The 11,569-nt window shown below is 37.3% G+C and carries 10 protein-coding genes; 1 reads left to right on the top strand and 9 read right to left on the bottom strand.

Going from position 1 to position 11,569, the window contains the following annotated elements; all coding sequences use genetic code 11:
* Positions 1 to 17: 17 nt before the first annotated feature.
* From LU279_RS02650 to dcm, 7 genes are all read right to left on the bottom strand, one after another.
* Entirely contained in the window at positions 18 to 857 is an 840-nt protein-coding gene (locus tag LU279_RS02650) for a carbohydrate ABC transporter permease (protein ID WP_274420823.1), read from the bottom strand.
* Entirely contained in the window at positions 850 to 1,746 is an 897-nt protein-coding gene (locus LU279_RS02645; RefSeq protein WP_274420822.1) for a carbohydrate ABC transporter permease, read from the bottom strand. The genes LU279_RS02650 and LU279_RS02645 overlap by 8 nt, the downstream gene beginning before the upstream one ends.
* 80 nt (positions 1,747 to 1,826) lie before the next feature.
* The gene (locus LU279_RS02640) at positions 1,827 to 3,107 is read right to left on the bottom strand and encodes an ABC transporter substrate-binding protein (protein ID WP_274420820.1); all 1,281 of its coding nucleotides are present in this window, start codon (positions 3,105 to 3,107) and stop codon (positions 1,827 to 1,829) included.
* Between the two features lie 593 nt (positions 3,108 to 3,700).
* Positions 3,701 to 4,828 (bottom strand): DNA cytosine methyltransferase, encoded by a 1,128-nt coding sequence (locus tag LU279_RS02635; protein WP_274420818.1) that lies wholly within the window; start codon positions 4,826 to 4,828, stop codon positions 3,701 to 3,703.
* A gap of 20 nt (positions 4,829 to 4,848) precedes the next feature.
* Entirely contained in the window at positions 4,849 to 6,612 is a 1,764-nt protein-coding gene (locus LU279_RS02630; RefSeq protein WP_274420816.1) for an ATP-dependent nuclease, read from the bottom strand.
* A gap of 39 nt (positions 6,613 to 6,651) precedes the next feature.
* Complete coding sequence (locus LU279_RS02625; RefSeq protein WP_274420814.1) at positions 6,652 to 7,530, bottom strand: Eco47II family restriction endonuclease; 879 nt, start codon at positions 7,528 to 7,530, stop codon at positions 6,652 to 6,654.
* Complete coding sequence (dcm, locus tag LU279_RS02620; protein WP_274420812.1) at positions 7,531 to 8,763, bottom strand: DNA (cytosine-5-)-methyltransferase; 1,233 nt, start codon at positions 8,761 to 8,763, stop codon at positions 7,531 to 7,533. It abuts the gene before it with no gap.
* A gap of 195 nt (positions 8,764 to 8,958) precedes the next feature.
* On the opposite strand from dcm, the gene LU279_RS02615 reads away from it, so the two are divergent.
* Positions 8,959 to 9,414 carry a very short patch repair endonuclease gene (locus LU279_RS02615; RefSeq protein WP_274420810.1) on the top strand — a complete coding sequence of 152 codons (456 nt, stop codon included), beginning with the start codon at positions 8,959 to 8,961 and terminating at the stop codon, positions 9,412 to 9,414.
* A 56-nt stretch (positions 9,415 to 9,470) separates the two neighbouring features.
* On the opposite strand, the gene LU279_RS02610 is transcribed toward LU279_RS02615, so the two are convergent.
* On the bottom strand, positions 9,471 to 9,845 hold the full coding sequence (locus LU279_RS02610; protein ID WP_274420809.1) for a TnpV protein: 375 nt from the start codon (positions 9,843 to 9,845) through the stop codon (positions 9,471 to 9,473).
* Positions 9,846 to 9,849: 4 nt separating this feature from the next.
* Complete coding sequence (locus LU279_RS02605) at positions 9,850 to 11,271, bottom strand: plasmid recombination protein (RefSeq protein ID WP_274420807.1); 1,422 nt, start codon at positions 11,269 to 11,271, stop codon at positions 9,850 to 9,852.
* Positions 11,272 to 11,569: the final 298 nt, after the last annotated feature.

Here is an 11,569-nt window from a genome sequence, read left to right as displayed (position 1 = left end):
CCAAATATTTCTGTTTATCATCCTTTTACGGAACCGGTCATGCCTGCTACAAACTGCTTCTGCAACAGGAAAAAGATCAGAGCTGTAGGGATCGTAGCCAGCACGACTGCCGTCATCATCATACCATAATCCGGCGTATAAGAGGATCCCATTGCGGAAATAACCAGAGGTAATGTTCTTTTTTCCGGAGACTGCAGTGCGATCAGAGGCCACAGATAGCTGTTCCAGCTGTTCATAAAGGTTACAATAATCGCTGCCGCATAAGTAGATTTCATGGTAGGCATAAAAATTTTGAAAAAGATCCCAAACTCTCCCACACCATCGATTCTGGCTGCCTCGATCATCTCCTTTGGAAAGCTTTCTGTATTCTGCCGGAAGAAGAAAATCAGAAATGCAGTCGAAATTCCAATTACAATAACTGCTCCCGGTGTATTTAATGCAATTGTTTTTAACAACGGAACACTGTTAAACTTGCTGAACAGGCGGAACAGAGGAACCATCAGCGCAGCAAAAGGCACCATCATGGATAAAAGAATAATGTTAAATACTCGCTCTCTGCTTTTTGACCTGTAGATAACAAAAGCATATCCTGCCGCTGAAGAAACGATCATAGCAAGAATCGTAGTCACTACAGAAATTATAAGAGAGTTTTTAAATGCAGTGGTATACTGAAGATCTGAGCTGAGAACTGCCTTTAAATTCTCCATAAAATAGCTGCCCGGCATCAGAGTTCCTTTTGTTACATCCACAGATTTGTTTGTTGCCGCAATAATCATCCAAAAAAATGGAAAGATAGAAATAAAGGCACAAATACTCAAAAATATATACTGAAAGGTTCGAATTACTTTTTTAGTCATTTTTATCCCCCACTTTCATCTGAATCATAGACAGAATTACGATCAGCACAACCACTACATAAGATACTGCAGCCGCATATCCAAAGTCAGGTGAATACTTAAACAGAATGTTGTATATATACTGGGAAATCGTAATAGTAGCATTTGCCGGACCGCCCTGAGTAATATTCATAGTCTCGTCAAAGAGCTGTAAAGTACCAATCGTTGAGTTAATTGTTGTAAAAAGAATAATCGGCTTCAGCATCGGAACTGTGATACTCTTAAATTTCTGCCATACTCCTGCGCCATCGATCTCAGCAGCTTCATAAATGGAATCATCAATTCCCTGAAGTCCTGCCAGATAAAAGATCATATTATATCCTGTCCATCTCCATGTAATAGCAATAATAATCAGAACCTTTGACCATACCGGATGCATAACCCATGCAATAGGCTCACTGATAATATTCAGGTTCATAAGAAACGCATTTACAAAACCGTCTGTAGCAAACAGACTTTTAAAAATAATAGAATATGCCACAAGGGAAGTTACACATGGAAGAAAGATCGCTGTCCGGAAAAATCCCTTTGCCTTCAGACCTTTTGTATTCAGCATAGATGAAATCGCCAGCGCAAGGATGATCATAATCGGAACCTGGATCACCAGATACAAAAGTGTATTTCCCAGAGCTTTTCGGAAAGTCAGGTCATTAAGCAGACGTTTATAATTCACAAGCCCGCTGAATGTAAGCTGATTTCCTGCTCCAGTCTGAAATGATGTGATAAAAGCCTGGATCATTGGATAAAATACAAATAAAATAATAAGAATCAGACTGGGCAGCACAAAAGTCCAGGCTTTTCTGTTCAGCTTTGGACTGTAGCTGCGTTTTGATTTTATATTTCCACTCATAATGCTCCTCCTGAAATTTTCTTTTTATCTGAAAAAGGGGCAGGCACTCAAATGCCTGCCCTTTTCTGTATCAACATATATTAATTTGCTGCTACACCTTCAATCTGTGCCTGATACATCTCAAGTGTCTCATCAATATCTGCACCGCTTATAATAGCCTGTACAACCTCTGTCATAACATCTTCAATTATATAAGTATCTTCGCCGTAATTTACATTTGGAACATTATTTGCCCACTCTGTAAAATCTTTAAAAATTTCCTGACCGCCATAGAACTCAATGCCCTTGCTGTAATTTTCACAATCGCTGGATGCTTTCAATGAACTTACCAGATTAATATCTTCTGCAAGTCGGTTCATAAGGTCAACATTAGATGCAAACGTATCTTTCAGGAAAGCTTTTGCCGCCTCCTCATGGCCTACATTTTTCAGTACATACCAGCCGCCGCCGCCAATGGAAGAAGCATTTACAGAATTTTCGTTTTCTGCCATTCTAGGATATGGAGCTACTGCCCATTTGCCACTCTGATCCTCGCTTTTTAAGATAGATGCAGAAATCCAGCATCCAGTAGGAACAGTCGCAACTTCACCGCTGTTAAACGCTCCTACGAACTGATCCCAGTCTACAGTCTGTTTCGCAATTCCGGAATCAACAATTTTTTTGTATATCGTAAGAGCATCTTTCAATGCCTGGTTATCTTTAATATTTACCTTTCCTTCAGCGTCTGTATACCAGGATCCAGCGCTCTGAAGCATCATACGGATCTCACCAAGGTCGCCCGGATCTATTGTAAACATATATTTTCCGGTTTTTTCCTTAACTGCCTGTCCGATCTCAATATATTTGTCCCAGGTAAGATTCTGCATATCCTCTGTTGTGTATCCAGCCTCTTCAATATAATCTGTACGATAGAAAACTGCCGCTACACCGGAATCGAACGGAATCCCATACATTTTTCCGTCAATTGTGTTTACACCTGTTTTATACTCTGTGAAATCATCCGGGGAAGCAATATCGGAAAGATCTGCAAACTCATCCGGGTATGCATTCAGATAACCCTGGATTCTGTAATCCTCGATCAGCACAATATCCGGAAGACCTTCATAGGAACCGGAAGCAAGACTTGTGTTTAATTTCGCAACAATATCACTCTGCGCCATAGTTACTACGTTCACTTCTACATCAGGATTTATCTCTTCATACATTTCTTTTGCAACATTTGCAGCTTTGATATTAAACGCTTCGTCCCACGCCCAGATTGTAATCTCATCTGCGGCTTTCTTTTCTGCACTTACAGTTGCAGTTGTTCCAAACAACACGGTTCCCGCAAGTAAAACCGCTGCCAGTCTTTTCAGCTTCATAACTTTTCCTCCTTAATCACGTCTGATTCACTGTTCTCTTGATGATGCTATCTTATCACAGTTTGTTCAAAAAACATTAATAGAATCTTCACCGGAATTTGGATTTTGTTTGGATTTTAGGCTGCTGCGAATGTAAATTAGGATTATTTTTATGAATTAGGATTTTATTTGGATTTTTGTATGCATCTTCACTTTTCCATATAACAGAAAAACCCCGGAAACCTTACGGTTCCGGGGTAATCTTACGTTTGGACACAATGTACCTTACGGTACTCTATATTTAGATATATTCACAGTGCACGCTTTCGATTTCGCTATGCTTCATCTCAGTCGGGGCATTCGTCCTATAAGTCCTTCGTCAAATATCCTTCTGCGAGTAGACTCCCATCAGATATTTTCCTTGTACTTGCACTGCTCATTGCTTATCGAATATTACTCGATGATTGTAGCAACACGACCTGATCCTACAGTACGTCCACCTTCACGGTATCAGAATGGCGTGTTGCATAGGCTAAATGGTTATTTTTCGTCCATTTTGTGCGAGAAAATGCGGATTTTCCACTGTGTCCGTGTGGTTTTTGGAAATTTTGTTATCATGGTGTTATCAGTCCCTTTGTCTGTTCTTCCAAATAATCTTCATATAATCCCATATAATTTATGATAACCTTTCCACTTGCTTGTGCTAATTTAGGAGGAACTGCATTTCCTATTTGTAAACTCATTTCACCCATATTCCCCTGAAATTCAAATTTATCATCAAAAGATTGCAATCTTGCCGCTTCACGTATAGACAATCCTCTATTTTGTGTTGGATGACAATAACGCCCTTTTGAAATAATAGTACAGCCAGAAGTAATCGTAGGTGCTGGCTTGTCTGGATCTATAATTCCATATGTATCTGTGTACGACACATTTTCCTTTTTATGACATTTAAGTTGTAATTCTTCCGAAATCATTTCGCGATTTCCCCCATGAAGTCGAATTTCTTGCAACCGTTCAATATTTGTTTCTGATAGACTACGTGCTTTATGATTTTTTATTATCCCATCATCATAACTTTCCCCAGCCTCTAAAATTGGCAAATCAAATATTGCTTTGCGAACAGTTACCCATTTTCTATACCCTTTCTGTTTTTCTTTGGAATGTGTAGGGTTCGGTAATATTTTCTGTTTTTCTTTATCTAATCCTAAATTATCATATACATCATTGCGTATTCCGTGCAATACCAATCGTTTTCGTATTTGGGGCACACCAAAATCCGCAGCATTTAACGTAGCATACTCAACATGATAATTTTCTTCTAGTTCTTTTACTACTTTTTTAAATATTTCTTTACCAACTCCAGTAGACATTCCCGGAACATTCTCCATTAAAATAAAAGACGGTTCTAATTCATTTATTATTCTAATGTATTCATACACTAATTCATTCTTTTCATCACTTGCATCTCTTTTTCCTAAACTTGAAAACCCCTGACATGGCGGACATCCTGCAAGCAAAAAATTATCATGTCTGTTTATTCCGGTCAATTCAGTTATTTTCTCTCCAGTAACTTTTTTAATATCTTCTTTTAATACTTTAGTGCGTTTCAAATTACATTTATATGTTTTCAAAGCTTTTCCATCAATATCTACACCCAAGCATAATCTGAAGCCACTCTTCTTCAATCCTGTCGATAGCCCGCCCGCTCCGCAAAACAGATCAATTGCTTTGAATTTCATAAATACAACCACCTCTATACCTATTTCTTATATATTTCATTTATAATCTCTTCCAATCTTTTCTTATTTGAGCTATCTTCCATACTCCATTTATATGCTAACTTTTGTATAAGATCATTTATATGCTCTTCATTTCCATAATCTGCTTCTGAAATGGTTGCAAATATTTTTTTTGCATTGTCATTCGTAATATCTACATTTTCATTCACTATACTAGAATATTGCTGTTTCACATATTGGGATTCCAGTAAAATTTTTTCTGGTATAGATTTATTTGGCAAATAAAATACACTATCCGTATAATATTTAAGGTACTCTTTATATGCATCTATCTCTTGATCTTCTCGTTTTCCACCATTTCCACCATCAACGTATGCCTGAATATCCACTCCATATGCTTTTTGTACGCATTCTTTCATATATGAAACATCTTTTTCTTGTTTCACTGTCAATTCATCCACGTTATATATGTAATCCGTCTGCATATCACCATCTAATACCAAAAATACTCTTTCTTTAAAGAAATCATGTGTAACAAATGTTGGTAAATATTTTGTAAGTAATGTTTTTTCACCACCCGGATTAAACTCCACATCAAAATATTGAGTTTTATCCATTCTTTTCAATATTTGCTCTACAATGTTTTTTGCTGCAAAATCTTCACAAAATATTATTTTTTTATCAGATACGCAATCTTCCAAATCATAAAACGCTTCTCTATAATCAACATTTTCTTTTACTTCAAATCTTCCCTGCGAATTTGTAATATACAATTTAATCGCTTCTGATGGCATATCTCTAATTAATATAGGCGAATGCGATGATATAACTACCTGTAATTTTTTTCTCTTTGTCACTTCTAGTAAATATTCTTTGAGTTTCTCCTGTGCTCCCGGGTGAATCGAGACTTCTGGCTCATCCAAAAGAATCAAACTATATTCTTGTGCTTCCTCAATCTTTTTTACCAATTGAATTACAGCAACTTCTCCACTTCCTGCATTAGCTTCCGAATATCTTGATGATAGTTTTGTTTTTACATAAATTGATGTTCCCGGATTTTTAAATAATGAATGTTCCGCAACTTTAATACTTACATATTCTTTCCCCAGAATAGAACTGATTTTCTTTTTCATTTCATCATTAAGCTCTTTAACAACACCTACTTTTTCATCGGGAGCACCTGGAAAACGCATTGCTTCTCCATTAAATAGCCTGTTCAAATACTTCGAACGTTTTCTTAACAAATCTTTTTTACCTGAAATGTCCCCTTTTGCGAAATGGAATATTTTATCAAATGCGCTTACTTCTGCTCTAAAGTCTAAATATACAACATCTTTCTTTACAGGATCATTTCTTGTTTGTGCAGTCATCCCATCCTTTTTTATCGGTTTTGAGGTTTCCCAATAATCTGGATCCTCTTCTTTTGTTTTAGATCCTCTTCTCATTCGAGTTTTCATTACTTCTTTTATTTCTGATTGTTTATCTTCCCGATATCCATAGAAAAACCTATTTTTCCCCTCGCCACCAGTTTCTTCTATAGGATCTACTTCTGTAGAAAACCAAAAATCTGCACATGATTTCCAATACGGTGCACCATATAATGCATGTAAAGTCGAACTTTTTCCTGATCCATTCTTTCCCACCAATATCGTTATTGGAAATTCCAAATTAATTTTCGTTCCTGGAACTAAATTTTTATAATAAGGAAATACTATGTACTCAATATATTTTTTAAATGCACCATTTTCTTTCATATTTCTTATAGTATCAATTTCTTTATCCATTTTTTTCCTTCGTATATTATCTATTTTCATTCTTCAATTCTATTTTAATCGTTTCCCATACTCATAAATCCGTTTAAGCATTCCGTCTTTGTCTTCACCCAATTCACCACGGATTTTATCTCCAAATCCCATATATGTATTAAATCCAAGCATATATACAGCCATTGCCATAGATAACTCTCCATTTTCTTCGCCATACAATGATGCTACTTTTCTTAATTCATCTATAACTGTATCATGTGGTACCTCAACACCACCTTCTTCATTCACTACAGAATTGATTACTTCCGGCAATGCCATACACATCTTGTAGAACGCATCTTCTTCGCCAGTAAGGATTGCATAAAACTGATCCATGCTCACACGGCGGATCAATCTATGCTGCACATTCTTTCCATCTACCTTTGTTGACCATTTAATGTTCTGTGACTTCTTTGCGATTGCCTCTACCAATAAACATGCACAATCATCATCTTCCAAGATCTGTCCTTGCATCTTTATGTAGGTTTTGGCAGAAGACGCTGAATTCATGGTATTATGCTTATTCTTCATCTCCACATATAAGGTATGTACGATATCTCCGTCCGGCATCTGTATTCCGTCTGGATTTTTATAAATAACATCCCAACCTGCCTGCGGAACTTCACACCCTTTAAAATATGAGAAAATATTCTGATGGAAGTAACCAATATCATTATTATTAGATTTATCCCTCTGCCGGAAGATCTCATTGTTTACGATTTCTTCCCAACTTGTGCGATATACAGATTTATCAAAGATCAATTTAATCGGATCAATCAAATTACTGTTAAAGCGTTTCAGATCATACGACTCCAGCTTTTCTCCATACTTCATAATTGTTGCACGCACATGCTTCTTAAAATCTTCTTCTGATATAAAATCTAAATTCCAAGCCATCTATTTTACCCCCTCTAATGATTTATGTATCTCTAACCCTATTTCATATGCTAAATTTACCGGAACTGCATTACCAACCTGTTTATACTGAGATTGAACACTACCGCAGAATTGCCATTCATCTGGGAATGTTTGACATCTCGCATTTTCACGCACAGTAAATGGTCTTGCCTCCAATGGATGACATCTTTCTGTCTGTTTTTGAGATGGTGAAGTTAATACAGTCAATGAAGGCTCATCCAAACTCATTCTTCTTAAAATTCCAGTTCTTCCACCTTCCATATCCCAGCAACTTTTCATATATGCCTTAGCAATTTCCGGATCAATATCTCTCCAATATCCTCCCGGCGGAACCAACTCAAAAATTTTCCTTTTATTCTCGCCATATGGAACGCCCGAACCTTCTGGACAATCGAGTAGAACATCCCTCAAAACAGGCTTATAATCATGCTCTTTTGGAAAAGAAAATGAAATCTTATCCACCAAATCATTTCTAATTCCTATCGTAATCAATCGTTCTCTTTTCTGCGGAACACCGAAATCCCATGCATTTAACACCTTTTTCTGAATTGTATAACCAGCTTGTTCAAAAATATTTGTTATAGTTGCATAGGTTCTTCCCTTATCATGTGTCAGCAATCCTCTTACATTTTCAAACAGAAACATTTTCGGCTGAAGTTTCTGTAAGAATGTTGCGTAATGATAAAATAACGTTCCTCGTGCATCCTCCAACCCTAAACGTTTCCCTGCATAAGAAAATGCCTGACATGGTGCACCTCCCGATAATAGATCCAATTCTCCCTTTTTTATTCCAAAATACTCTTCAAGATCCAAGCAAGAAATATTGGCTATATCATCATGGATAACTCTCCACTTTGGTCTATTTGTTTGCAACGATTCGGCTGCATCCTTATCAAATTCGATCAAGCCCAATGCTTCAAATCCAGCTTTTTCGATTCCCAAAGCCAGACCTCCTGCTCCAGCAAACAACTCTATGGTTGTAAACTCATTACTATCTACTTGTATTGGTTTCTCTTTTTTTATTTCTACAACATCTTCTATTTTGCAATTCAACGTAAAACATATTTTTTCTATTGATTCAAATGAAACCGGCTCATTTTTCCCCATACGAGCCAATACATTAAAACTTATTCCTGATGCCTCTTTTAATTCCGTGCGGTTCATCTTCTTATCTATCAGTAACTTCCATAATTTGTCATAACAAATCGCCATTAAAATTCCTCCAAAATCAAAAATAATTCAATTAATATTTTATCATATCCCCAAACCATCAACAAGCATTTTTCTCACCATATCGTTAGATTTACTCTTGAAGCCTTCTTATCCAAATTTGATATTTCCTATGTTTTTTGATAATATAATTTCAACAAATCCTATTATCTTCACGCAGAAAGAAGGTACTTATATATGCCACGAGACTCCCTCACTGTTTCAAAGAATATGCGTAAAATCCATAGCAAAGATACTTCCATAGAACTTCAACTTAGAAAAGCACTATGGCACAAAGGATATCATTATAGAAAAAACTATAAAGCACTTCCCGGCTCCCCTGACATTGTCCTCACCAAATATAAAATTGCTATTTTCTGTGACAGTGAATTCTTTCACGGAAAAGATTGGGAAATTCTCAAACTCCGCCTTGAAAAAGGAAAAAATCCAGACTTTTGGATTAAAAAAATTGAACGAAACCGCAACCGTGATTGTGAAAATGATAGGAAGCTACTCTTTCTCGGTTACACTGTTCTCCACTTCTGGGGTCAAGATATCACCAAACACACCGATGAATGTCTGCAAGCTATTGAAGAAGCCATCTGGGACATTAAATTTTCCGATAGTTCCATGGATGATAATTTTCCCGAATAAAATGTACTCTTATAATTCAACGAGCTGTCTGTATTTATTTACAGACAGCCGTCCTTTTATACATAAAGAATATTCTTGCATACAATTTCTTCCGCCGCACTCTTTATATTGTTCATCTTCCCAACCCACTCCATTTGATTTTTACGCTTTAATTCCTCGGTGACCACCAACTGTTTTGACATCTGTTTCATCAATACCTCTACATGTTCTCTGGCTTCCTGATCTACTGCATTCAGATGCTCTGTTAGCTTCCCGGTCATCAGTAAATACTGATATCTTGCCGATCTGTGTTCTTTCAGAAACTGTTTCCGCATCATTCCATATTTCCCATATGTCGGTTCGTCCTCGTTAATCACAAAATCCGGCAGATAATAATCTCCATGCAGTGTGTAACTTAATCCATTCTTTTCATCATAAATATGCTTTTTCATATCCTTACAACTCCATTCCTCTGTTCTTTGTTCTGTTTTTCTTACGTTGCTGATTTTCCATTCTTCGTTTTTCCTCAGCCCATGCCATTCTTTCCTTAATACTTCCCTGTGGCATTTGCTCCATCCGTCGTTTTTCTTCCAGAATTTTCTGGTTCTGAATATCTCTCTGGACAATATCTTCCACCATATCATTCCCCAGTACACGCACGATCCGGTGGTATCGACCTGCCAGGTCTTGAAGTATGTCTTTCTCCTTAGACAGTTCCTTTTTATCCTGTTGGACTGCCTGCAGTTCTTCTTTCGTCTCCTCACACTCCTGCTTTTTCTTCTGAAACTTATTTTTCCAGGCATCACGTTCTCTGGTAAGTTCCTTAACCTGAGCAGCCATTGCAGCAATCTTGTTTTTCATTTGAATAAATAACGGTTTGATTTTCTTATCCCGATAAGTTGTTGCACGCTCCAATGCACCTGCTTCCGGAAGAAATGTGTTAATCGTCCCGTATTCTTTTATTTCCTTACTGACATTATCCATGACCGGCTGCAGTCGTTCTCTGCGATTTTCCAGATTTTCTAATTCCTTTTCTGCCTTCTCAGCCCGCTTTTCAGCGTCTTCTTTTTCTTTGACAGCCTGTGCCTTATCCTCTTTCAAATGCTGTATATTATCTCTTGTTTCTGCAATCTGTATGGTCAGTCCCTCATTTTCCGCTGTCAGATATTTCTTCTCCTGCTCCAGTTCCTGTACTTCTTTTATCCGTTCCTTTTTCTTAAATTCATATACATTCAGATGCTTTTCATGTGTTCCTTTTTTCTCCCACTCAATTCCGTTCCTCTCCATGATTTCAGCCAGAACTTCCTTTTCATGGTTAATCCACTGGTTCAGTTCTGTATCTCGTTTTGATCCACCTTCGAATCCAAGACTTTTCATTGCCTGCTTTAACGATACTCTGGTATCCATCCCTTTTCCTTTCCAGCCAGATACATAAGGAACAAAATCAATGTGCAGATGCGGAGTTGCTTCGTCCAGATGAAGATAACAGTTAAATACCCGTAACGCAGGGTTGCGTTTCTGGAAATCTCTCATATATTCGTCCAAGACTTTTACAGCCAGTTCTCCCGCTTCAGTTCCAACAGCCATGTCTTTGCTGTTTCCTATCTGAAAAATCATTTCATGAAACAACTTTTCCTGTTTTCCCTGACGTATTTTTTCGTAATAATCTGTAATCTTCCGGTCATTTCTTTTCCCCTCATTGTATCGCTCCACTGCCTGGTCAAATAATTCATGATAGACTGTTTTCAGATTTTCATCACAATACTTAATGTTCAGATGAACTCTTTCCCGGTCAACATTTTCTGCAACAAAGGCACGTCTGTTATGTGCCAGGGAGCCAGCTCCGATCATTCCGCTTATCGTTCTTTTCATTTCCATTTTCTCTCACCTCCCATTCTTAAATCAGTGCCAGATATGGCACAAAATCTGTATTTACGCCAGTTATGGCGATTATAAGAAATCTTCGCCGGATACGGCGGTTTTGTTACTTTTGTCAAAAGTAACGCAAAAGCACTTTCGACAGCCGTACCGTCCATCAAAAGTACCCTTGCGCCCTGCGGGGCTATTCATGTTTCATCATTTCTGCTCCTTTCCCATGTGTAAACGGAATTTGTAAACACAGCTCAAAAGATTTTAAAAGTTAACTTTTCCATTCTTTTTACAAAGTCTCGTTTAC

The organism is Blautia sp. XA-2221 (genome assembly GCF_028767025.1).
In the GTDB taxonomy this organism is placed as follows: domain Bacteria; phylum Bacillota; class Clostridia; order Lachnospirales; family Lachnospiraceae; genus Blautia_A.
The sequence above is the reverse complement of the archived record's forward strand: the minus strand, read 5'-3'. Positions and strand labels throughout refer to the sequence as shown.

Excerpts from the sequence above, each read along its gene's own strand:
- LU279_RS02650 (WP_274420823.1), bottom strand. The coding sequence starts at position 857 with ATGACTAAAAAAGTAATTCGAACCTTTCAGTATATATTTTTGAGTATT.
- LU279_RS02645 (WP_274420822.1), bottom strand. The coding sequence starts at position 1,746 with ATGAGTGGAAATATAAAATCAAAACGCAGCTACAGTCCAAAGCTGAAC.
- LU279_RS02640 (WP_274420820.1), bottom strand. The coding sequence starts at position 3,107 with ATGAAGCTGAAAAGACTGGCAGCGGTTTTACTTGCGGGAACCGTGTTG.
- LU279_RS02635 (WP_274420818.1), bottom strand. The coding sequence starts at position 4,828 with ATGAAATTCAAAGCAATTGATCTGTTTTGCGGAGCGGGCGGGCTATCG.
- LU279_RS02630 (WP_274420816.1), bottom strand. The coding sequence starts at position 6,612 with ATGGATAAAGAAATTGATACTATAAGAAATATGAAAGAAAATGGTGCA.
- LU279_RS02625 (WP_274420814.1), bottom strand. The coding sequence starts at position 7,530 with ATGGCTTGGAATTTAGATTTTATATCAGAAGAAGATTTTAAGAAGCAT.
- dcm (WP_274420812.1), bottom strand. The coding sequence starts at position 8,763 with ATGGCGATTTGTTATGACAAATTATGGAAGTTACTGATAGATAAGAAG.
- LU279_RS02615 (WP_274420810.1), top strand. The coding sequence starts at position 8,959 with ATGCCACGAGACTCCCTCACTGTTTCAAAGAATATGCGTAAAATCCAT.
- LU279_RS02610 (WP_274420809.1), bottom strand. The coding sequence starts at position 9,845 with ATGAAAAAGCATATTTATGATGAAAAGAATGGATTAAGTTACACACTG.
- LU279_RS02605 (WP_274420807.1), bottom strand. The coding sequence starts at position 11,271 with ATGGAAATGAAAAGAACGATAAGCGGAATGATCGGAGCTGGCTCCCTG.